Annotated in this window: 24 protein-coding genes; 14 read left to right on the forward strand and 10 right to left on the reverse strand. The window is 38.1% G+C overall.

Features of this window, described 5'->3' with window-relative positions; all coding sequences use genetic code 11:
• Nucleotides 1-48: 48 nt before the first annotated feature.
• The gene (locus EDC17_RS01915; protein WP_132776352.1) at nucleotides 49-1461 is read right to left on the reverse strand and encodes an alkaline phosphatase; all 1413 of its coding nucleotides are present in this window, start codon (nucleotides 1459-1461) and stop codon (nucleotides 49-51) included.
• A 132-nt stretch (nucleotides 1462-1593) separates the two neighbouring features.
• Here EDC17_RS01915 and EDC17_RS01920 point away from each other — a divergent pair, with 132 nt between their 5' ends.
• Both EDC17_RS01920 and EDC17_RS01925 read left to right on the forward strand, forming a co-directional pair.
• Nucleotides 1594-2907, forward strand: a complete 1314-nt coding sequence (locus EDC17_RS01920) for an OmpA family protein (protein WP_165894349.1) — start codon at nucleotides 1594-1596, stop codon at nucleotides 2905-2907.
• Between the two features lie 58 nt (nucleotides 2908-2965).
• Nucleotides 2966-3274 carry a hypothetical protein gene (locus tag EDC17_RS01925; protein WP_132776356.1) on the forward strand — a complete coding sequence of 103 codons (309 nt, stop codon included), beginning with the start codon at nucleotides 2966-2968 and terminating at the stop codon, nucleotides 3272-3274.
• 4 nt (nucleotides 3275-3278) lie between these two features.
• Here the strand turns inward: EDC17_RS01925 and EDC17_RS01930 are convergent, their stop codons facing one another.
• On the reverse strand, nucleotides 3279-3812 hold the full coding sequence (locus EDC17_RS01930) for a lipocalin family protein (RefSeq protein WP_132776358.1): 534 nt from the start codon (nucleotides 3810-3812) through the stop codon (nucleotides 3279-3281).
• A gap of 77 nt (nucleotides 3813-3889) precedes the next feature.
• Between EDC17_RS01930 and EDC17_RS01935 the strand changes: the two genes are divergently transcribed.
• The 6 genes from EDC17_RS01935 (at nucleotide 3890) to EDC17_RS01960 (ending at nucleotide 9923) form a co-directional block, all read left to right on the forward strand.
• The gene (locus EDC17_RS01935; RefSeq protein WP_132776360.1) at nucleotides 3890-4351 is read left to right on the forward strand and encodes a DUF4268 domain-containing protein; all 462 of its coding nucleotides are present in this window, start codon (nucleotides 3890-3892) and stop codon (nucleotides 4349-4351) included.
• A 7-nt stretch (nucleotides 4352-4358) separates the two neighbouring features.
• Nucleotides 4359-5165 carry a S1/P1 nuclease gene (locus EDC17_RS01940; RefSeq protein WP_132776362.1) on the forward strand — a complete coding sequence of 269 codons (807 nt, stop codon included), beginning with the start codon at nucleotides 4359-4361 and terminating at the stop codon, nucleotides 5163-5165.
• Between the two features lie 128 nt (nucleotides 5166-5293).
• A complete protein-coding gene (locus EDC17_RS01945) occupies nucleotides 5294-5779 on the forward strand; it encodes a hypothetical protein (RefSeq protein WP_132776364.1) in 486 nt (161 codons plus the stop codon).
• A 156-nt stretch (nucleotides 5780-5935) separates the two neighbouring features.
• On the forward strand, nucleotides 5936-7486 hold the full coding sequence (gene guaA, locus EDC17_RS01950; RefSeq protein WP_132776366.1) for a glutamine-hydrolyzing GMP synthase: 1551 nt from the start codon (nucleotides 5936-5938) through the stop codon (nucleotides 7484-7486).
• Nucleotides 7443-8738: an ABC transporter substrate-binding protein gene (locus EDC17_RS01955; protein WP_132776368.1), complete on the forward strand. Its 1296-nt coding sequence runs from the start codon at nucleotides 7443-7445 to the stop codon at nucleotides 8736-8738. The genes guaA and EDC17_RS01955 overlap by 44 nt, the downstream gene beginning before the upstream one ends.
• Before the next feature lie 6 nt (nucleotides 8739-8744).
• A complete protein-coding gene (locus EDC17_RS01960; protein ID WP_132776370.1) occupies nucleotides 8745-9923 on the forward strand; it encodes an RsmB/NOP family class I SAM-dependent RNA methyltransferase in 1179 nt (392 codons plus the stop codon).
• A gap of 9 nt (nucleotides 9924-9932) precedes the next feature.
• Here the strand turns inward: EDC17_RS01960 and EDC17_RS01965 are convergent, their stop codons facing one another.
• Entirely contained in the window at nucleotides 9933-10394 is a 462-nt protein-coding gene (locus EDC17_RS01965; protein WP_132776371.1) for a universal stress protein, read from the reverse strand.
• Nucleotides 10395-10480: 86 nt separating this feature from the next.
• On the opposite strand from EDC17_RS01965, the gene EDC17_RS01970 reads away from it, so the two are divergent.
• The 5 genes from EDC17_RS01970 (at nucleotide 10481) to EDC17_RS01990 (ending at nucleotide 14238) form a co-directional block, all read left to right on the forward strand.
• A complete protein-coding gene (locus EDC17_RS01970) occupies nucleotides 10481-11230 on the forward strand; it encodes a C40 family peptidase (protein ID WP_132776373.1) in 750 nt (249 codons plus the stop codon).
• Nucleotides 11231-11239: 9 nt separating this feature from the next.
• Nucleotides 11240-12241 carry a tetratricopeptide repeat protein gene (locus tag EDC17_RS01975; protein WP_132776375.1) on the forward strand — a complete coding sequence of 334 codons (1002 nt, stop codon included), beginning with the start codon at nucleotides 11240-11242 and terminating at the stop codon, nucleotides 12239-12241.
• A gap of 40 nt (nucleotides 12242-12281) precedes the next feature.
• Nucleotides 12282-12647: a YkvA family protein gene (locus EDC17_RS01980; RefSeq protein WP_132776377.1), complete on the forward strand. Its 366-nt coding sequence runs from the start codon at nucleotides 12282-12284 to the stop codon at nucleotides 12645-12647.
• A gap of 63 nt (nucleotides 12648-12710) precedes the next feature.
• A complete protein-coding gene (locus EDC17_RS01985; RefSeq protein ID WP_132776379.1) occupies nucleotides 12711-13145 on the forward strand; it encodes an FKBP-type peptidyl-prolyl cis-trans isomerase in 435 nt (144 codons plus the stop codon).
• A gap of 1 nt (nucleotide 13146) precedes the next feature.
• Nucleotides 13147-14238 (forward strand): serine hydrolase domain-containing protein, encoded by a 1092-nt coding sequence (locus EDC17_RS01990; protein ID WP_132776381.1) that lies wholly within the window; start codon nucleotides 13147-13149, stop codon nucleotides 14236-14238.
• Between the two features lie 27 nt (nucleotides 14239-14265).
• On the opposite strand, the gene EDC17_RS01995 is transcribed toward EDC17_RS01990, so the two are convergent.
• From EDC17_RS01995 to EDC17_RS02020, 6 genes are all read right to left on the reverse strand, one after another.
• Nucleotides 14266-15102, reverse strand: a complete 837-nt coding sequence (locus tag EDC17_RS01995; protein WP_132776382.1) for an MBL fold metallo-hydrolase — start codon at nucleotides 15100-15102, stop codon at nucleotides 14266-14268.
• A gap of 35 nt (nucleotides 15103-15137) precedes the next feature.
• Complete coding sequence (locus tag EDC17_RS02000; RefSeq protein WP_132776384.1) at nucleotides 15138-16160, reverse strand: ATP-grasp domain-containing protein; 1023 nt, start codon at nucleotides 16158-16160, stop codon at nucleotides 15138-15140.
• Between the two features lie 5 nt (nucleotides 16161-16165).
• The gene (locus EDC17_RS02005) at nucleotides 16166-17995 is read right to left on the reverse strand and encodes a flavohemoglobin expression-modulating QEGLA motif protein (protein ID WP_243645958.1); all 1830 of its coding nucleotides are present in this window, start codon (nucleotides 17993-17995) and stop codon (nucleotides 16166-16168) included.
• Nucleotides 17996-18003: 8 nt separating this feature from the next.
• Entirely contained in the window at nucleotides 18004-18789 is a 786-nt protein-coding gene (locus tag EDC17_RS02010; protein WP_132776386.1) for an N-formylglutamate amidohydrolase, read from the reverse strand.
• Between the two features lie 69 nt (nucleotides 18790-18858).
• Nucleotides 18859-20928 carry a TonB-dependent receptor gene (locus tag EDC17_RS02015; protein WP_132776388.1) on the reverse strand — a complete coding sequence of 690 codons (2070 nt, stop codon included), beginning with the start codon at nucleotides 20926-20928 and terminating at the stop codon, nucleotides 18859-18861.
• A gap of 20 nt (nucleotides 20929-20948) precedes the next feature.
• Nucleotides 20949-22304, reverse strand: coding sequence for a BamA/TamA family outer membrane protein (locus EDC17_RS02020; protein WP_243645964.1), 1356 nt, complete (start codon nucleotides 22302-22304; stop codon nucleotides 20949-20951).
• Nucleotides 22305-22415: 111 nt separating this feature from the next.
• Here EDC17_RS02020 and EDC17_RS02025 point away from each other — a divergent pair, with 111 nt between their 5' ends.
• Nucleotides 22416-22697 carry a GNAT family N-acetyltransferase gene (locus EDC17_RS02025; RefSeq protein WP_132776390.1) on the forward strand — a complete coding sequence of 94 codons (282 nt, stop codon included), beginning with the start codon at nucleotides 22416-22418 and terminating at the stop codon, nucleotides 22695-22697.
• A gap of 55 nt (nucleotides 22698-22752) precedes the next feature.
• On the opposite strand, the gene EDC17_RS17160 is transcribed toward EDC17_RS02025, so the two are convergent.
• Nucleotides 22753-23448, reverse strand: a complete 696-nt coding sequence (locus EDC17_RS17160) for a LuxR C-terminal-related transcriptional regulator (RefSeq protein ID WP_132776392.1) — start codon at nucleotides 23446-23448, stop codon at nucleotides 22753-22755.
• Nucleotides 23449-23454 lie beyond the last annotated feature (6 nt).

A 23454-nucleotide genomic window follows, 5' to 3' on the forward strand; every position in this document is an offset into this window, starting at 1 on the left:
TTAAAGCAAAAAAAGGGTTATCGTTTTTTAGATAACCCTTTTTTTATATTAATTGAAATTGAATTTAGCTGCTTCTGCTATTTTCTTTGGTATATCGGTATTATCCATTTTTTGATTGAATACCTCTGCACCGACACCTATGGCATACACAGGCACATAGGCTGCTGTATGGTTCGTTGAAGACCAACCAACATTGGCAATTTTGTTCAAAATACGTACACTCAAAGACGCAATTTTATCGTCATTAGCATAGAGACTTTTCGATGTTTCGTTTTGGTGGTTGACAAAGCTTTTTTCATACGCTGCCTTTATCTCTTTTTCATCTGCCTCAGAAACTTTAAGATTAGTCCACAAACCTGTGTTTTCTGCAATTAAATTTTTCACTTCGTCCCAAGTTGCATTTGGTTGGCTCTTACGGATATTACCGATAAGCGTAGACAGTGCACCTTGCGATACTTTTTGATGAGCCAATGCTTTCAAATTTAGTGATGAAGGGCCATTACCAAGTGATAATCCTCCTGTTTCATGGTCAGCCGTCACGACTATCAATGTTTCGTTTGGATGTTTCTTATAAAAATCAAAAGCAGCTTGGACTGTTTTATTAAAGTCCAACACTTCTTTCACTGTCGTAGCACAGTCATTAGCATGGGAGGCCCAATCTATTTTTCCGCCTTCGACCATCAAGAAAAATCCTTTTGTGTTATTGTGGCTTAGCGCTTTAATTGCACCTTTGGTAATATCTTCTAAGGACATATCTTCTGCTGTCTGATCTATAGCATATTTTAAAGCATCCTTATCTTGTGATTCATTATTTAACCATACGATTTTTTTACCGGCATGGTTATCATTACGCAATGCATGCTTACCGCGTACGATAGTATATCCCTTTGTCGCCAAAAGTGTATGAATATCTTCTACTGATTTTTTATCAAAAGTAGTAATCGGACTCACAAAGCCTGAACCTGCGAAAAAATCAAATCCTGATGTCGGAATTTCGGACGCTATTTCATAGGCATAGCTTCTTTTAGGCTGATGTGCATAGAATGCTGCAGGTGTAGCATGGTCGATACTTACACTTGTCGTGATACCCACTTTTAAACCTGCTTCTTTGGCGGCATAGGCGATACTTCTTTGAGGCACTGTAGCTGCACTATCCATACCTATCACTCCGTTATGTGTTTTCTTACCTACTGCTAATGCAGTTCCTCCGGCACCTGAATCGGTGATGGAGCTCGAAGCCGAGTTTGTTGAAGCAAAACCTACATATGGAAATTGAGAAAAAGCTAAGGGTTGATAACCAATTCGCCCTTGCAACTCTGCTGAGTATATTTCAGCTAGGTTGACGTGATTGAGCCCCATTCCATCTCCAATAAGGTAAAATATATACTTTGGCTGCGCAAAGCTCGTCGAAATAAAAAGTAATAAGCTTAGAAAAGTAGTAGTAAAAAATTTAATGTTCATGATTATATAATTGTAAGTTATTCTCAAATATAAGATTTCAATATAAAGAACATGTTAATAAATCTAAAAAAGTATGGCTCAAACATTTATGCATATTACTTGTTTTCCTTTTATTACCAATATAAATACACAATGGAAAATAACATTCTTAATACGGTAAAATCTTACTTCACACCTGAAGTGCTCAACAAACTGGGTGCTAATATGGGCGAATCTCCTGATGCCATCAGCAAAGGCTTAGATTTAACAATTCCAACAATCTTTTTAGGGTTGCAAGGAAAGACCAGCGATGGATTGCAGAATATCTTACAATCGGGGAGACAGCTCTTGAGTTCGTTTGACACCAATGATTTGTTTGGGAACTATTTCGGAACTCCTGCTGGAACAGATAATTCTAAGTATGAAACACAAAATCTGTTGACGTCAATATTTGGTGAAAGATTACCTGGGATAATCAGTTCCATAGCTTCTTATTTGGGAATGCGTAATGAATCCATTGCAGGATTGATGGGAGCGACCTTGCCTGCTGCATTGGCAGGTATCACGCACAATGGCTCGAATTGGGATTCGGAATCCATCTCTTCCGCTTTAAATGCAAATCGTTCAGGCTTTGCCGCAGCCTTACCTACCGGGTTAGGCTTAGGTACGTTCGGTTCTGTATTTGCTGAGGCCGATGAACCTGTTCATACACCTCCGCCTGTCACGGTTCCCAACGATCGACCTTCTCCTGTTGAACAGCCATCTACTGTAGAGCATACAATACCTCCTGCGCGCCCTGTTGCTACACACGCGCCAGTACCTCCCGTAGAAGAGGGACGGAAAGGAGCAGGCTGGTGGTGGTTATTGATACCATTAATTTTATTGGGACTGTGGTTGTTTTTCGGTAAAGGCTGCGAAAACAAGGACGAAGTAGTATTAAGAGATACGACTGCGACCACTAATGTTGATACCAGTCAAATGCAAGTGCCAGCCGATAGAGAATTTGTCGATGTTACTTTACCGGATGGTAATACCCTTAAAGCATATCCTGCTGGTATCGAAGAGCAACTGATCGCTTTCCTACAGTCGGATTATAAAAACATGTCCGATTCCGAGCTTGAAAACAAATGGTTTGATTTTGATAATTTAAATTTTGAAACAAATACAGCTATCGTTACTGAAGATAGCCGCCAACAATTAGATAATATTGCTGCTATACTTCGTATGTTCCCAGATGCTAAAATCAAAATTGGTGGATATACAGACAGAACGGGTGATGAGAATATAAATGAAAAAATATCTGAAGAGCGTGCAGAAGCTGTGAAAAAGTTTTTGGAAGAGAAAGGGCTAGGCAGTCAAGTGGTTGATGCTGAAGGTTATGGTTCGGAATTTGCAACTGTATCGGCTGAAGCATCCGATGCGGAACGTGCTGTAGATCGTCGCGTGTCAGTTAGCGTTAGAAAATAAAATAATCTAAAATGATTACATTTGAGGCATATCACGAATAATGATATGCCTCTTTTTTATGATAGATATAGAAGTAAGTAAGCAATTAGAACAAGATTTCGAGAAATATATGCTCCAATTCTTCGCGAAATACCAACGATTCTCTTTAGAAGACTTTGGTACTTTTGCGGTAAGCATCCTCAATTATAATGTCAACAATCACCGCATTGACAAAAAATTAAAGGAAGAGTATGCCTACTTTTTGATCTCCCTGTACAATAAGGGAATCGGTAATCGTATTACCGAGGAGCATCTTCGTGAGATTGCACATGTCATAGCAATGGATCACCAAGTTGATTTTAATGTTATTAATGACTTATACGGATAGAGATTTATTCTTGTATAGTCCATACTAATGCTTCTGTATTGTATCCCGCGCTTTTAGCATACTCCAAATATTTAGACTGAAGTTCCGGAGTAATGGTTTTGGTACGTGATAATATCCACATATAATCCAAATTTTCACCGAATACCAACGCATATTCATAATCTCCGCCAATGTGCATGACATTATATCCTGAGTAGAATGGTCCAAAGAAGGATACTTTAAGGGCTCCTTCGTGAGGCAATCCCACAAACTTAACTTTACCGGTGCTTTCCTTTGGTGTGTTATCTTTGATTTTTATACCCGAATTTATGACTTTAATGCTTCCATCTTCCTGTAAGGAATAATGGGCGCGTACGTTTTTTAAGCCTTTTTCCCAAAAGAAGTCCAATCGGGCAATTTCATACCATTCACCCAAATATTTTTCCATATCAAAATCCTGAATGACTGGCAAATCGGATTTAACCGGTCTCCAGATATTATAAATGACTGCACCTGCTGCAGCCGCTGTGAGTAAAAACAAAGATTTTTTCTTATCCATTAAGTTAGCTTTTTAAGTTTAACAAAATAGTGACTGCAAAAGTTTGTCCAATTTTATATTTTTGTCAAAAAAAGGTTTTGTATTCAAAAGAAGAAGCTAAGCGATTAAAAGAGAATTTTTGGACTACTTTTGGACAATACATGTCCGTAGTACCATCCGCAGATTACGAAAAAGTAAATTGGGTCAACTACAAGACGGGTATCAAGACCCTGTACTTTCGTCTGGAGGCCACAAACAAAACCGCGAGTATATACATCGAAATCACTCATCCTGATGATGCTATCCGCCAATTGATGTTTGATCAATTCAAAGAATTGAAAAATGTGTTTTCCAGCACTGTAGCCGAAGATTGGGAATGGGATGAGGTCTATTATGACGAAAATGGTAAAAAAACAGCCCGAATATCGACTTCTATCGCTAAAATTTCGGTGTTCAACAAAGAGCATTGGCCCAATCTGATTAGCTTTTTTAAACCACGCATTATTGCCTTAGATGAGTTTTGGTCTATGGCGAAGTATTCATTTGACATTTTTAAATAGTATAGATATGAAAAATAAGATCAGTGCAGTATTTGTATTGGCAGTTTGTATGATTTTAGGGCAATTCCAAAAGGCGCAGGCGTGGGGAATGACAGGACATCGGGTAATTGCTGAAATCGCTGAAAGACACCTTACCAAAAAGACGAAAAAGAATATTAAAAAAATTATTGGCAACCAAAAAATCGCCTATTGGTCCAATTGGGCAGATTTTATTAAATCTGATCCTGATCCTCAATTGAATAAAACGGGGTCTTGGCACTTTGTTAATACGCCTGCTAACTTGAATTTTGAGCAATTCAATCAAGCCTTATTAGCTTCGCCGGAAGACAATTTGTATAAGTCGTATTTGCGCGTGAAGTCTCAAGTGAAAACTCAAAAGGATCTAACGTTACAACAGCAGCAACAACATTTATATTATATCATCCACTTATTTGCGGATGCACACCAGCCAATGCACGTAGGCCGCGCGGAAGATTTGGGAGGCAACAAAATTGAAGTCATGTACTTTGGTCGCAAAACCAATATCCACAGAGTTTGGGATTCTGATTTAGTAGACAATGAAAAATATAGTTTTATGGAGTATGCTTATGTATTAGACATACACGACAAAAATTATTACAAGAAATACAATGTGTCATTTGAGCAAGCCTTGTACGAAACACATCAATTATCCAATAAAATATATGCCGATGTGGAGCATAATGCAAACCTGAGCTACAAGTACATTTACGATTTTAAATATCCGATGGAAGAGGCACTTCTTAAAGCCGGGATTCGCCTAGCTAATGAGTTGAATGAGCTGTACGGAAAATAGTTTTATCCTCATCAAAAAGTCTCTTCACAAAAGAAGCTTTTTTAGTAGGTATAAAAAATTGCAAAAAAGATACATTTCGTGATTAAACCTTTTTTTCTAAATTAAATCTTATTGTTAAACTAACCTGTATGAGACAATTTTTTACTATTATTTTGGTATCCTTGTTTACTTTGTTTTCTTGCGAGGAAGACAATATGGATGATGTGGTATTGAATGCCACCACTGCTGAAGAGATTCAGAAGGTGATCAAGGAGGGTTATTGGCAGTTGGATTTATTTAAGTATGCGGGAGAATCAACTTACCGATCTCAGAACACTTATTTTACATTTGAATTCGCCGGAGATAATAGATACGATCTTTATTCTTCCAAAAAGGATAAGTTCAATACAGAACCTTGGTTTTACAGAATCAAAGAAATTAGCAATAAGCCCTATTTTGTGCGCTACGCTAGCGAAAAAGATTTTCAAAACGATACCTATGCAGATTACCAAGCATATGGAGTTCTTATACAAAACAATGAATTAATACTCACCTATATAGATAATGGAAAAATCGAAGTTTTTCGAAATTACAAAGCTATCAGTGAGACTAAGAACTTACCTACAGAAAAATAAGTTAGATAAAAACCAGTAGCAAAGCCAACATATTGTTGGCTTTGTCTTTTTAAATAACCCATCCATTTCATCTGGTTGGAAGGAGGGATGAATTATATGTTAAAAATGTCATAATTATACTTCTCAGATTTGACAGCTAAATTGTACCTTTGCACTATGTCTGAAAAAATTATTATCCTTGATTTTGGGTCACAATATACACAGTTGATCGCACGTCGCGTACGTGAATTAAATGTGTATTGTGAAATTCATCCATTTAATAAAGTCCCTGATTTTGATGATAACGTGAAAGGCGTTATTTTCTCTGGAAGTCCTTACTCTGTACGTCAAGAGGATGCTCCTCAAATTGACTACAAATCTATTCAATCCCGCTTTCCTTTACTTGGTGTTTGTTATGGAGCACAGTATCTCGCCCAGCAAAGTGGTGGTGAGGTATTACCATCCGAAATCCGTGAATATGGAAGAGCGAATCTACAATTTGTAGATGATGCAAACGCATTATTGAAAGGGATTCCTACACAATCACAGGTTTGGATGTCTCATGGCGATACCATTAAAGATGTGCCATCCACTTTCAAGGTTATAGCAAGTACAGACAAAGTTCGCGTAGCTGCGTATCATGTCGAAGGAACTAAAACATACGGTATTCAATTTCACCCTGAAGTAACGCATAGTACAGATGGTCAAATATTGATCAAAAACTTTGTGGTAGATATCTGTGGATGTGCGCAGGATTGGACTTCGGAATCTTTCGTTGAAACAACTATAGAAGAACTTAAAGAGCAATTGGGTAACGATCATGTAATCATGGCATTATCTGGCGGTGTAGACTCTACTGTAGCGGCTGTATTATTGCACCATGCTATCGGTGAACGTTTACATTGTTTCTTCGTAGATCATGGTTTATTACGTAAGAATGAATACGAACAGGTATTAGATTCTTACAAGAATATGGGTCTGAATATCAAAGGCGTAAATGCAAAAGAATTATTCTACGGCAAGTTGAAAGGTGTCACTGAGCCTGAGGCAAAACGTAAAATTATTGGTGGTGCATTTATTGATGTTTTTGATCAAGCATCTAAAGATATTCAGGCAGAATTACCTGAGGGAGCGGAAGCGAAGTGGTTAGGTCAGGGTACGATTTACCCGGATATTATCGAATCAATATCTGTAAAAGGTCCATCGGCTACCATCAAATCACACCACAATGTAGGAGGCTTGCCTGACTACATGAAGTTAAAGGTAATCGAACCTCTAAAAACATTATTTAAAGACGAAGTACGTCGTGTGGGAGCTACACTAGAAGTTGATCCAAACATTCTAAATAGACATCCATTTCCAGGTCCAGGTCTAGGAATTCGTATCTTAGGAGACATTAATGAAGAAAAGGTACGAATTTTGCAAGAGGCTGATGACATATATATACGTAATCTAAAGGAATCTGGGTGGTATGATAAAATATGGCAAGCTGGATCAATCTTTTTGCCTATACAATCTGTCGGCGTAATGGGCGATGAGCGTACATATGAGCATGTTGTTGCTTTACGTGCTGTAGGTTCATTGGACGGAATGACAGCAGATTGGATTCACTTACCATATGAATTATTGGCCAAGATTTCAAATGAAATAATAAATCATGTTAAAGGAATCAATAGAGTTGTCTATGACATCAGTTCAAAACCACCAGCAACAATTGAGTGGGAATAGAAAATTGAAAAAATCTTATATCACATATGCCTTAACCATACTTTTAGGAGTGTCAGCTTGTACTCCTAGAAGTACGGTATTGCGAGCTCCAGGCTCGATAGGTCAAGTAAGTGGCACCGAAAATAATACGGCGCAAAATAACACTGAAAATCAAGCAAGTGAAAAGGGAAATTCTGCAAAAGCGAAGAAAATAGCTGCTGAACGTACTATCGCATTGCTTTTACCTTTTCAGCTCGATAATATCAGCGGAACAGGTGTAGAAGAGAAAGATGTAAAACGCTCTGCGCTAGCATTGGATTTCTATCAAGGATTTGAATTAGGTTTACGTGCTTTGAACAATAAGACGTTTAACTTAAAAGTCATTGATTCTAAAGACAATACCTATTACAACTCCACTTTAGCATCATCTGAGGAGATCGCAAACTCTGGTATTATCATTGGTCCTGTTTACCCGATAGAAATTAAAGCTTTTGGCAATAATCTAGCCGATAAAAACAAACTTATTGTCAATCCACTAGCGGCATCACCTGCGTCCGAATTTGGCTTAAACAATTTGGTAACGGTGACTCCATCTATAAAGTCACATTCCAAAGGTATAGCTAGTCGCGTAGCAAGCGACCATCTCACGGGCGATGTAATTATCATTTATCAGGCTTCTGACAACGATAGTAGACAATTTTTGGACGGCATGTCTAGCGCTATTAAAGCTGCAAATCCTCAAGCCAATATCGTATCTGTGTCTACCCTGGCTCAATTGAATGAAAAACTTTCTACGACGGGCACTAATCAAATCATAAGTGGCACGACAGATAAGACGAACTTGAATAATCTTATTTCAAACTTATCTAAAAAATCGTCTGAATCATTTTATTCAATCCGGTTGTATGGTCATCCACTATGGGATAGATTTGATTTTGGCACGCATTCGAATTTTTATAATCTTCGTCCTATTATTACAGCCGAAAGCAATTTAAAAAGTTGGACTAATCAAGCGCGTAATTTTAGAGATTTATACAAACAGGAATTCGGTGTTTTTCCGTCGGATCAGTCTTACAAAGGATATGATATCGCACAATATTTTGGGAAAATGATGGATAAACATGGTGCCGAAAACTTAAAATCTAAGCTGGAATCAGAAAGTTATACGGGACTTTACAATTCGTACAAATTTGTATATAATGAAAATTGGGGGTTTACTAATGAAGCTGTTTCTTATAAAGAATACATGCACGGTTCATTCCAATTACAATAACATACTATGGCAATAAATGAAAAACGTGTAGCGCTCTATATTCGAAATTTTGAAAAAGCGCTTGACGGATATGCGAAAAATGAACCATTAGCGCGATATCTGACACGATTTTTTAAAGAAAATAAACAAATGGGGTCATCCGATAGAAGGATGACCTCTCGTTTTATTTATAATTTTTTCAGGTTAGGAAATGCCCTTAAGCATTTATCCAATACGGATAAGCTCGTCTACGCAGAGTTTCTTTGTGAATCCGAGTCTGCCTTAGTCTCCTTGTATCTTCCCGATATAGCCCAACATATTTCCAAGTCCGTACCAGAAAAAATTTCTTTGCTAGAATCTACGATAGGATTTAATTTGGAAGACGTATTTCCTTTTGTGGATCATCTTTCCGAAGGAATTGATACCGAACAATTTATCCGTAGTCATTTTACGCAGCCGGATTTATTTATACGTATCAAGCGTGGAGATGAGGATTTCGTGGCAACCGCCCTTGAACAGAAGGAAGTGAATTATACAGCAATTAGCCGTAACACTTTTGCTTTGTCCAATGGATTTAGAATGCAGGATTTTCCTTCCCTAAAAGGAAAGTACGAGGTGCAGGACTTATCCTCTCAGCATACTATAAATTTCATGGATGCAAATGCGGGAGAAAGCTGGTGGGATGCTTGTGCAGCGTCAGGAGGAAAAGCTTTGATGTTCTTGGATAAATATCCGAATACAAATTTGTTGGTTTCAGACATTCGACTTTCTATTTTAAGAAACTTGAATGAACGCTTTGAGCATGCCAACGTTAAAGCACCCAAACGCCAAAAAATCATGGATCTGACTACGGATACACAATCCATATTGGGTGACGAAAAGTTTGACGGTATTATTTTGGATGTTCCCTGCTCGGGATCTGGAACGTGGGGACGCACACCAGAGATGATTCAGCATTTTTCTAAAGAAAAATTAGATGAATTTACTACACTCCAGAAAAGTATTGCATCAAATGTGATTAAACATCTAAAAAAGAGTGCTCCTCTGGTATATATGACTTGTTCAGTATATGCTGAGGAGAATGAAAATATGGTGCGCTATCTTGGCGATCAATTTGGTTTGCAAATCGAAAAAATGGAGTTGATAAAGGGCTATCATAATCGTGCAGACAGCATGTTTGCAGCCCGATTAATAAATCCTGTTTAATATTACAGATTAGCTACAATTGATAGGGATTACCAACACAGGACAATGCGCTTTACGAATCACTGATTCGGATACGCTACCAGAAATAAAATGATCAAATCCCGTTCTGCCATTTGTTCCCATGAGGATCAAATCCGCAGACCATTCATCCGCTAATCGTAATATTTCTTCGCGGATATTGCCTACGCGTGCGAAGGTAAATGTCTCAACCTGTTGATCAAAACGTGCAGCTATTTTACGCACATGATCTTCGGCAGTATGCTGTTGGATCTCTGTTATCTCCGGCACAACAATAGGCTGCTGGCCTAGCAAGGGATCAGCACCATATGTGGCAGGACTTGTAGGCGGAACCACCGTCAACAAAGCTATTGAGACGCCTTCAGAGGCAAACATATCTTTGGCATAGGTTACAATTTTATCGGTACACGGTGAATCGTCCACTGCAAGTAAAATTCTATGAAATTTTTTCATGACATCAATATTTATGGTATTAACAAGTATCTTCGTTTTATAAAACAATTAAAAAGGTCTGAATGTTTTAAATAATAAAAGAACCCATGAGTATATCTGCCTGTAATCTAAGTATTGTCCCACTCAGAGCTGAACCGGATCACCGTAGTGAAATGGTTTCTCAAATTCTATTCGGCGAGTGTTTTAAAATGTTGGAAGAAGGAATTGACTTTGTTAAAATTCGCACCCTTGACACCAATTATGAAGGTTGGGTACAAAAACATCAATTTGGTTCGGTGACTTTCGCTAGTGAATCTACTGCGACCATTGTAGATTTGCAAGGTGCTCAAGCTATTACAGAGGATAATACAATTTTCTTGCTACCCGGAACTCGTATACAAAACCAAACTATCCAAATTGGAAATGATACTTTTAAGATAGAAGGGTCATTGCGACAGGCTAGAATAGATGATTTTGAGCAGGAATTTAATGGATTATGTCAATATTATTTACAAGCTCCATATATGTGGGGAGGACGATCTATTTATGGAATAGATTGTTCAGGTTTTAGTCAAGCTGTGTGTAATCATTTTGGTATTTCGCTACCGCGGGATGCTTATCAGCAAGCTGAAACTGGTATCACCGTAGATTTCTTAACTGAGATAAAAGCAGGAGATTTGGCATTTTTTGACAATGAGCAAGGGAAGATCACCCATGTGGGTGTTATGCTAGACAAAGAAACTATTATCCATGCCTCTGCACAGGTACGAATAGACAAGATGGATAGTCATGGTATATTTAATGCAGATCAAAATAGATATACTCATAAATTAAGAATTGTAAAAAGATACTTTTAAAGTTTAAGGATGAATTTAGAAAAAAACACTTACTATATACTTGCTAGTGCCCAGTTGTTCCCATTTATCAGTGCTGACATACCGGTCGATAATAAGAATGAACCCCTTCGTTTTGCGATAGAATCTTATCAAGCCGTCCAAGCGGAAAATTATACGCAGGCGATTGAAATATATAGCAAAGCCATCACGATGTATCCTGAACAACCTTTTTTCTATGCCTGCCGATCTATAATTCATCGGTTCAATGGGGATGATGAAAGTGCTTTTTATGATTATCAAATTGCAAAACGTTTAGATTTCAACTATCACCACTTTATAGAATGGTTGGAAAATCAAGGAGAAATGCTTGAGTCAGATGATCTGCTCGAATTACATAATTCAACGCCTTATCAACTTGATGAACCGCAGACCTTGATCAATCGCGCCATGTTGCAGGTTCAACATTTCAACTATGCGGAAGCTATAAATGATTACAGTACAGCTTTTGAAAGCAGTAAGGATCAGACTATCCTTATTTCTCGAGCTGCTATTTATACGCATGTCTTGAAATACGATAAAGCTTTAGCTGATTTGGATTTGGTCCTGTCGGGACAACAATCTTTCGATGCATTCCTGTACCGTGCAAAATTGTATATCGCTGTAAAGGAATTCAATGCTGCTCTTCAAGATTTGGAATCAGCAATCGCACTTGATGACACAAAGACCACAGCATATGAAGAGAGAGCTCAATTGTATGAACAATTGGAACAATTTGACAAGGCTATCACCGATTATTCTATGCTTATCGATATGAATGCCGAGGACTTCTACCCGTATGTGTTGCGTGCAGATGTATTTGAAAAGACAGAAAATTGGAATAGCGCAATTGCCGATTACACGGAAGCCATTCGACTTAATCCGTATTATTCGGACTTATATCAATACCGCGGCGCTTTATTGGCCAAAATAGGAGATACATCCGGTGCCGAATCGGATTATGCCACATTCCAACGATTGGAAGAGGAAGATTAAACTATAGATTAAATTTATAGTCAAACGAAAAAATTCAATAATGAAACAAACTTATTTAAAGAAAGCGTTTAAGTTATTTAGTGCGTATAAGGCAGACCAATTGACTTCAGACGATTTGTCTAAAGCGGATGCAAAAGCATCTAATTTGGATGATAAGGTGATTGATTTCAAAGTATTAATTGATATAGCCAAAGATATTTCCAAAGGTCGTTATAAAGTTAATACATGGAATGCTTCTATTATCGTAGGGACTATTCTGTACGTAGTTTCGCCAATCGATGCTATACCTGACCTTATTCCGGTGTTGGGTTGGCTAGATGATATTACGATCGTGGGCTATGCATTGGGTAAGCTTTCGGAAGAAATCAAACGCTATAAGGAAAGTAAAATACAATTTACGAAGTAATAAAAAATACAATAAGACAGGGCCGTATACAAAATATACGGCTTTTTTATTTTATTTTAGACTATGTCAAAATCCAACAACTATCTAAAAAAAATTAAAGACTTAGCTTCCAAGAATTTGGCAGAAGGAGAGGCCTTCTTGCAAAATAATGCTACACGTAGCGAAGTGACGAGCTTACCATCCGGGCTGCAATACGAAATATTGGTAGCGGGCCAAGGAAAAATTCCTAGCCGTAAAGATAAAGTCCTTTGTCACTATTCCGGTAAGTTGTTGAATAACGAAGTATTCGATAGTTCGTACAAAAGAAAACGGCCCGAAGCTTTCTTCGTTCATGAATTAATTAAAGGATGGCAGGAGGCTTTAACATTAATGCCAGTCGGTAGCACATGGATTCTTTACATACCGCATCATCTTGCCTATGGTTTTGAAGCATTGACGCCGAGCAGTGGTGGAAATTGCACACTTATTTTCGAGATGGAATTAATATTAATACTATAACATGTACAAACTTATCTATATCATTTTGAGCTTATTAGTGTATAGCATAGCTTTCGGACAAGGTGAGCAACAACTCTTAAAGACACATTATTCCAAGCCAGATCAGCCTGGCGGGATCGTGCTGATTAAAAATGGTGCGGCTATTAAAACGGCTTTCACAGGTTTGGCACATGTAGAACAGGAAATTCCTATTGCAGAAGAATCCCGATTCCGAATGGCTTCGGTTAGCAAGCAATTTACTGCTATGGCTGTTTATTTATTGATACAGGACGGTAAGATATCCTTGGAAGCGCCTATCCGTGAAATTTTTCCTGAACTTCCCTTAGTATGTGCTCCGATTCGGATTAAACATTTGATTAATCATAGTTCGGGATTAGTGGATTATGAAAATATTATTCCCAAAGATCAAAAAACACAGCTCTCAGACGCTGATGTATTGGAGATGATAAAAAATATAGACACTGTTTATTTTGCTGCAGGCACGCAATTTCGGTACAACAATACCGCCTATTGTTTGATGTCCTTACTCGTGGAGCGTATTTCAAATCAGCGATATGAGATATTTTGTAAGGAAAGAATATTTGATAAGCTAGATATGCAATCTGCACAAATATCTGCTCCAAATACGTTGGAAAATAGAGCGTACGGGTACAAACCTACAACTGAAGGATTTCGTTTTGCTGACCAAAGTATTACCTCCGCAACGCGAGGAGATGGAGGTGTTTACATATCATCGCGTGATTTTGCCAAATGGATTGACAAGGATAATTCCTTGTATACGACACAGTTTTTCAAAGATTTAGAAACCTACAGTATTGAAGTTAAGGATGGGATTCATTATGGGCTTGGGTTATTTTTCACAAAATCCCAAGATGGTCAAATAACGATGTTTCATTCGGGTGAGAGCACAGGATTTCACAATATTTTCTTGTTTCAACCGCAGCAAAATAAGGGACTTTTCTTATTTACCAATCGAGATGATTTAAAAATAGCCACAATTTTTGAAAGCTTATTGCAGGATCATAATTTAAAAATTTCGGGCATAAAAGAACCTTTATTCATGTGGTTAAGCAAAGTGTATAGTGGAGAATAAAAAAGAAAAGCATTGCTTTCCTTTTTTCTATATATCACTCAATTTGAATATATCTTTCACGCGTATTCCTTTTTCCGTTTGCTGCAAAGTACAGCACTCGTGCACAGGATCATGCTCCAAGAACAATATATACTCCTTATCTACCGCCTCTTGCCAATAAGACTGGCGTTCATCCATAGTCACCAGAGGACGTACATCATAACTCATCACATAGGGAAGAGGAATGTGTCCTACTGAAGGAAGGAGATCGGCCATATAAAGTATAGTTTTGTCTTTATATTGAATCTGAGGAAGCATCATAGCTTCGGTATGTCCATAAGCATAGCGGACTTGGATCAGACTATCATAGCTTTGGTTTTTCTCAAGAAAATTCAGTTGTCCTGATTCCTGAATGGGTAAAATATTCTCTTTTAGGAAGGAAGCTTTCTCTCGGGGATTAGGATTTACAGTTGCCCAATCCCAATGTTTTTCATTACTCCAAAATCGCGCATTGGGAAAAGCAGGAACAAATCTGTCGCCTTCTCGCTTTATAGCGCCACCCGAATGATCAAAATGCAAATGGGTCAAAAAAACATCCGTAATATCATCCCGATGGAAACCTAATTTTGCCAATGATTTGTCCAGCGTGTCTTCGCCATGTAAATGGTAATGCCCAAAAAATTTCGCATCCTGCTTGTCACCTAAAGCTGTATCCACCAAAGTCAATCTCTTGCCATCTTCGATCAGCAATAGGCGAGTGGCCCATGTACAAAGATTGTTGGAGTCCGCCGGATTGGTGCGTTGCCACAGGGATTGAGGTACCACACCAAACATGGCACCTCCATCCAATTTAAAAAAACCTGTGTCTATGGAATATAATTTCATGTTTTTACTTCGATATTTGGTATAAAGGTATTGAATTATACATTCATATCCGTATTTCCATAAAAGCTTTTGACGCGTTGTTCCAGATCTTTGATTAAATATTCGACATAGTTTACCTCATTTAATGTACCCGCCATATTTAATGCACCGGGACTGAATACGTTAATTTCCATTATTTTGTCGCCTACAATGTCTAACCCGACGAAGTACATCCCATCCTTCCTTAATTTATCAGAGACCTTGCTTACCAATTTCAGAATATCGTCCGTGATTTCGGCCACTTGAGGCTTGGCACCTTGATGGATATTGCTTCGTATTTCTCCTTGTGGTTGTACACGCTGTACAGCAGCATATTTATTATCAATGATAATCGGTTCACCATTGAGTAAGAAAAAGCGCATATCGCCTTTGGTCGCTTCGGGAAGATATTCCTGCGCGATGACATAACCATCTCGTGCTATTACTTCTACCGTTTGTTTGAGATTGTGCAGCTCATTTGGACTGATCATGAATACATTTTTACCACCCGAACCTTTCAATGGCTTCAGTATTATCTTGTCATTCTGCTTTTGAAGAAAATCAAGAATATCCTCGTAGCTTCTCGTGACAATTGTTTTCGGTCTTATTTCGCGCGGAAAATTTTCTAAGTAAAGTTTATTACTCGCCTGTATCAATTCATCTGGATCATTAATCACATACCTACCTAGTTTTTTTAGGATTTGGGCAAATTGCAGGCCCATTGATGCAGCCCAAGGGCGATTGAGCATATCCATAACAGGGTCAAATCGCAACCATAACACATCTACATCCATTAAAGAAATACGTTCTTTTTTCTGCGCTTTCAACTGCTGCAACAAATCATCGTTATCTTTAAATGTAGCATCAGGCGTCAATTTGCGTACATGGGCATCAATATGCGTGTCATCAACATAGATGAAATCAGAGAGACCAATATATAGCACAGTATGACCTCGGTGGAGCGCATGCATAGCCAACCAAGTGGTCGTATAGATAGCTTCTTCCTTGTGTGTTTGATTTATTAAAAATGCGATTTTCATATATATTATTTAATAAGTTTAAATACTGAACCTTCTTTTTTTATCATGTCCAAGCGTGGCAAATATGCTTCTGAAAGATAGCGCGGCCGGACAGCAGGTTGCCTCAAATATCCTCTCTGAATCAAGTCCTGTATAATGGGTATGTAGTCTTTTCTAATCTTTCCGATTGTCAAAATATTAATATCATTTCCTTTTCGTAAGTATTCGATAAGTTCGATCAGCCCTTGTAGATATACAGCGTCTTTCGTCAGCCCTCCGCCACGGTACACCCGCATCGTAATATGGAAAGCAACATCTTCTGAAAAATCATATTGCTCTACCAGTAGAGAAAATGTATCAACAAAAGAATTTCCCATCAGCATATGCCGTACACAGATCACACGTGCGGCAAGGATTTTTAGCCGCTCATTACTTAAGCCATCGACCATATACTCTGAAAATACGGCCAGGCCTTCCTGAAGCTTCTCATAGCCCGGCACACCTAGGCTGAATAGTTGCAAAGGCTGTACTTTCCCATTGAAATAAGTTGCAATATGTGTTCCTACTTCATGCTGTATAAGCGCTTCTGCTCGCTCTTTTGATATCTTGTAATTCGAACTAATGTTCAACACCCCTCTATTGACCATGACACCCGATACATCATCACGAACCCGTACAGTCGTATTTAGTTCAGGATACTGCGATTTTAAATATTCAATTTCCGCAGTAGCCAATTGAGCAAACTCACGGGCATTTAATTTGGAGGTGCTAGTTTGTGTATGTGTGCCATTACTGTCAATGACTGTGATAATAGCTTCCGCGACATGTAATAGCTGATCACTCACATTGCCAAAAACCTGTAAGCTACCATGTACGAAATCCGGCGAATTACGATCATCCAACATACTCATCATCTCATCCAGTTCACGTCGCTTATCTCTAAAAAGATAGGCAATATTGGGATCGAGTATGTCTTCGATAGGTAGATTATACAGATTTCTCTTGACTAGATCCGGATCAATAGGCATAGGTCTATATTGAAACACCGGATTTTTTGCAAAACGATTATTTTTAAAAGTCTGCCAAGCCTCCTGTACATTCGTAGGAGTGACGAGCATCAGAAAGTCGAACCGTTGACTCTCGGCAAGCAAGGCCTTATCAATTTCTATTATATTGGGCGTAATCTCTTTGTTGATATTCAGCTTGAATTTCGCGGGATTCAAATTCGTATAGAGACGAACGTATTCAAAAAATGTACGGGAAAGAGTCTTACTCATAGACTCTCTAAAATGTCGTTCCAATAAGGGAAGCAAGGTGCCTGATGCATGGAAATAGGTGTTTTGGATAGACAACCCAATGCTGAAAATATTATTTTCTTGAAGTTCGGTCAGCGGAAATAAAGACGAAAAATAAGGGTTGTGAGGCATTTTCTTCTGTTTAACGATATTTGTCTGTAAATCAGGCGCCTCAATTCGCAAGTTTTTGTGAATATATTCTGCTAAGGGTAAAGCCACTTTTTGAGCTACATGGATAGATACATCATTGTTACTTTCGGCATCTACCCATAATTCTATTATGAGGCAACTACCAAATTCTTCTTGAATAGTTTCAATGATATCGATAAGAAATTGATCAACTTTTTTATCTTTCTCGGACTTGATGATGATACTCGCCAGCTGGGATTTCGCCAAATCGGATATAGTACTCCTTTTGCGTCCCGAAGCCGGAATTCTATAGAGAAAAAAGTAGGGGACTACCTTATTAAATATTATTTTACCCACATTTGGGATAGGCTCATAAAAAGCCTCTCTCTTGTGTATAGCTGTTTTTATATATTTTAATAATTTATCTTCCACAGAAAATCTTACTTATTTGTTTGAAAATAGTTGTACATCGCGCTTACAGTATCCTTCAACAACTTGTTGTAAGTAACCACTTTGTCTTTATACACCTCACCGGACCATTCATCCATAAAATCTTTTCGGAATTCGATAGAAATAACACAACCCAAGTCCCCATAGCGTTTGATCAGATGTTGCGCGAGATTGCCACCTTTGAATTTGATATTTTCGCGGATATCTAAATTTTCCCCTGTAGTGGTACCTGCTTCCTTCATAATTTGAGCAAAATGTTGAAGAAAACTATACCATTTGGCAGTATTATAGAATGTTCCGAGATTTATTTGTGGATTTTTGGATTCATCAACGATTTCATTTGCTGATTCACGTTTAGCATTATAGCTGTGTATATCCAATATCACAAAATACCCGTATTTCTTTATGGTAGTTGCGATATGTCTTTCGATACTATTATATATTACTTGATGCTGTTTATGTAATTGGGAAACAAAACTCTCAGGAAGAGCAGGCTGGAAAACTTCTAACCCCCATGCTTGTTCCGGTCTCAAATACAATGCATTATCCAAATCCCTATTTAGATCGAGTTGAAAGCGCGAAGTAAATACTACAAATTGATTGATGGGTAGGTCAGCAATGCTGGCCGTGTACGGGTCTTCTTCACGAAGGCGTTCGGCATCCGTAAGTTTCACATACGGCATTAATTCTTCACTGACAGTATGACCATCATGAATAGCGAAAGACCAAAATGGGCTATCCATTGTGGTGATTTGATAAGCAATTTCTAATGACATGATAAGCTAGATATAATTGAATAACAATCTAGCTCCATAAAGGTTTACGTAAGGGATGTCACGGTGTGCTTACATATGCAATTTCATGCCGATATAATAATTTCGAGGAGCCGCTGCGTTGAAGTATCGACCACCAAAAGCATTGATATCATTACCTAAACTATATTTTTGGTTTAATAGATTGTCAGAGCCTGCAAATAAGGAGTAGCTGTACTTTGAGTTGGAGATTTTATTGCTCCAGCTTACTTTCGCCTGTATCAAATCATAAGCATCTGCAAATACCGCATTAGCATCATCCAAAGGTATAGTAGAAGTATGATTGTGGTATATATTGAAGCTTATATTATGCGCAAAAGAGAACAACAAGGTATTGACTAATGTCCAATCGGGAACCGAAGTTATTTTATTGCCCTTAAAATTTTGTTCCCCGGATTGATAATTACCAAAGCGATAGTGATTGTAAGAAAAAGCCGTATTGAAGGTAATTGATTTCAACCAATTGCTATTCCATTTCCAGTAAGACCAAACGGATAGTTCTGCACCTTTTTGATTCATTTCTCCAGCATTGACATAAGATTCACTGCCATTTTCATTGATTTGACGTACGATACTGTTGTCCATTAAGTATTGGTAAATGCTTAAGTCAACAATCCAGTTTTGGTTAGGCGATTTAATTTTATAACCCAACTCGTAATTCATTCCACTTTCAGCAAGTAGGCTATTATTGATGGTATTGTCTGAAGACCTGACTTCAGCGATGGTCGGCGTAGAATATCCGCGTGAAATAGAACCTCGCACCGCCATCCAATTATTGAATTGATAGGAAGTCGCTAGGCGCGGGGATAAGTTGCCTTTGAAATTTATAGATCCTTCAGTGCTATTTTCAGCCGGAAAAGTGGTCGCGTAATCAATCGCGTTCGCATTGTAACCCAATGAAGCCTCTAAAACCCAATCAGGTGTAAAATCAACCTGCGTTCGTGCAAATAGATTTATTTGCGAATTATCAAGTTTGTCGAAGGCTTGTGGATCACCTGCCACGCCACGTTCGTTATCAAAGTTCTTTATGTCGTTCCAACCTTTTATTGCTTCTAGTCCTACCTGGAATTGGAGAGGCAACTTCGTATTACCATTTTGGTAAGAAAGAAAAGTACGTGTTCCAAAATTTTTCTCTTTCCGAAACTCATAATTGGTAATAAAAGGATTTTCAAAATCCGTGTAAGAGCCAAATAGCGAAATGACGTGACTGAATTGAGCATTCAATTGGTACTCATGTATCAAACCACCTATGAAGGTTTTATTGTAAATTGTAGCATTTTGTTCAGCAGCGCCGGGATTTGGTCCTGCAGCAGGTCTGGCCATTTTGGGATTTTCTTCGTATTGTTTTAATGTCAACCCGCCAGGAGTTTGGTAATCCATATCCGAATACAGACCATAGAATTTTAAAGTACCATAATTGTTATACCTCCAATTGTGTGTAGTCTGTAAGGTTAACTTGTTTAAGGCTGAATTTTCACGATATCCATCAGATTTGGTATAAGATTGATTGAAAGCGAAATGGTACTTGTCGTTCACCTTTCTGCTTATTCCTAAGTTTTCTTGAATTAAACCAAATGAGCCATCGGCCAATTGAAAATTAAGGCGATTGGCATTGCTATCAAAACCATCGGGCGTTATACGGATTACACCTCCAGAATTCGCTCCAAAAAGCGAACCATCAGGACCTTTTATTACTTGGACAGCAGCAATGGCGTTTGGATCCAGCAAATTAAAATATGTATTTCCTCCGGCATCGGTGAGGGGTATTTCATCCATATATACTTTCGTATTTCTTACACCAAATGGGGAACGGATAAGGCTACCGCGCATAGCCAAACGGTAAGAGCCCGGTGAACGTTCTTCCATCCGAATACCCGACACGGTATTTATTGCTGAAGTGAGCGAAATCGTGCTTTGTGCCTGGATGGTCTGCGCTGAAACCGTTTGGGCACTACTCGTCAATTTTAGAAGTGATTGGGATGTAAAATATTGTTTTACCTCTACAGGTTGCAATTGCACTTGGGTAGTATCATCGGCAGTATTTTGCGCATATGCGGTGGTTGTACTTGCTAATAGTAAGGTAATCGCCGTATTAAATTTCATAAAGTAAAATCACAAAAAAATTAGAAAGCTTCGTTCAATCCTAAAAATAGGCCTCTTTGGCCGAATTTCCCAAAAGCATAATCAATACACAAATTAGTACGAGTCAATTTATTAAATAATACCCGTAGGCCAGCTCCTCCAGCCGGTTGCCAATGCTTGAACAGCTTACTGCCTATTTCGTCGTCTACGGTCTGAATATTTCCGAAAACCACTCCGCTCAAAAATTGATTGCGCAGAATAGGGAAGCGGTATTCCAATTCGCCATAGGCAAAAGATTGTCCTTTGAAATAACCATTTGTATAACCTCGGCCTGAACGCGCATAGGGATCTTTTCCTGTTCCCGGCAGATCCAAATAACCCAGATTGCTGCCTAAACTATACGAACCATAATACCAGAATGCCAAAACGTGATTCGGCCGATAGGTAGATAGTTGCCAATATTTTCTAAAATCCGTCAGTAACTGTAAGGCGTTCTGTGAGCTACCGAGCCAAGTCTGATTTGCACGAAGCACCACATCCGAATAGATTCCCTTGTACGCACTATTGGGATTATCTCTTGTGGTGTACTGAAGATTTAACATCAGCCCATTGTTGTTATTCATTATGGAATTATAGCCCTTCCAATCATTATAAATATCCATGGGCGGGTTTTCGCTATCGGATACCGTACCAATATTTCTTTTTAAATCAAAATACACACCAGTACCTACAAATAAATTATCCGTAAGTTGTTTATACACTCGCTCACTGAAACCGTATACCGTATAATTATTGATAAATCGTTTACGATCGGGGTTCGTTAAGACGCGTTCTTCATCCGATAGGTTTTCAAAATCTTTGCCTATGCCCAATCCATAGTCAAGTCCCACCATTTTGGCGATGTGCAGACTGCCTTTGAGATTCCACTTATTTTCGCGTGTATAGGTGTCGTGAAAGATATAACCAACCGCGATTCCTTTGGTCGTATAATTAAGTGCGGTCGCGAATACTGACATATTCGTATTTTTGGAGTCGCCCAAATAAACACCCCCTACAGCTTTCACCCCAATTTGAAATCCTATACTTGGGTTGTAATTAATATTGGGCAAATACGATATGGGAGACCGTTTTTTTGAAAAATTTTGCTTATTTTTATTGTTAATCGGGTTTATCTGTTTAAATAAATCTACAATATCATAGGTTTTCTCATTTTCTAATGTATCTGTTGCGGTTTTCTTGGTGATATCAGCACTTACACCAAGCGTATCATTAGGTACACTGATAGAAGGAGTTACCTGAGCAAATATGGTCTGCACGCCCGATAGGTACGAACCGATTATGAAAAATATATAAATACAAAGATTCTGTATACGATATGACATAAATGAATTTCTCATGGTAAATTTAATCCGTAAAAATAGGAGAATACATTGGGAATGTCTAGTTAATAACAAAATAAAAACAATAGTAATTTTGAATTGTTACTTTTAATAGAGAGGAATATTCTTATGATTGTAAAACATGTTGAAAATGGCAATAAAGGGACGTTTGTAGCCACTGAAGACGGCGTAAAAATCGGGGAGATGACATACTCCAAAGTCGGGTCAGATAAAATTATTATAGACCATACGGAAGTAGATGAAAGTCAAAAAGGCAAAGGTGTTGGTAAGATCTTACTCACCAAAGCTGTCGATTATGCGCGCGATAATAACGTCAAAATTTTGCCTTTGTGTCCGTTTGCGAAAGCAATGTTTGACAAGGATGTCGACATTAGAGATGTAAGGGCATAGTATTAATTTAATTTGGGATTAGTAGAGTTCTTGAAATATTTTCAAGAACTCTTTTTTATTGTGACAACTTTCTGATTAGATCAATAAAATTGTTGGAATTTGTCTTATTCAAAATATTCTTACGATGGGTGTCTATCGTGTATTTGCTCGTGCACAATTTATCTGCAATTTCGGTACTATTCAGACCATCTTTGACTAATTCTAATATTTCCAGTTCTCTCTTAGTAAGTTTATAGCAATTCTCCGTATCTAAATATATATTTCGGCTTTTATCGTAGATTCTGCGGTCATTGACAGGACGCTCTACATAGTCATTTATACGCTGGTGGATAACCAAAGTTTTTGTCAAATCGCCTTGATTACTTACTTCTAAAGCTTGACAAGTCTGTCTGATAGTGATGTAGCTGTTGTCCTTTATGCGCAAGCGATAGGTATAGCTATACAAATAATTAAAGTGCTCATTAAATCGCAGATTGTTCTTGAATTGTAGGTCCTTGTCTTCGCACTCAAAAAAGTAAGGCTGATCATCCGGATGAATATTACTAATCAAATTGTCCACAGTAAATGTGGATGCAGAATAGCCCGTAATTGTAGAAAATGCGGCATTCATAAAGGATATGACATTCAATGAGCAATCAAAAATAAAATAATAGCTATCAATTAATGCCTCATTTGTTATTGCAGTAGTGGTTTTCGAACTTTGCTTCTCAAACAAATTCTTCCACTTGTCATTTCTAATTTCAACTGACATATTTTT

The organism is Sphingobacterium alimentarium (assembly GCF_004342685.1).
Taxonomy (GTDB): domain Bacteria; phylum Bacteroidota; class Bacteroidia; order Sphingobacteriales; family Sphingobacteriaceae; genus Sphingobacterium; species Sphingobacterium alimentarium.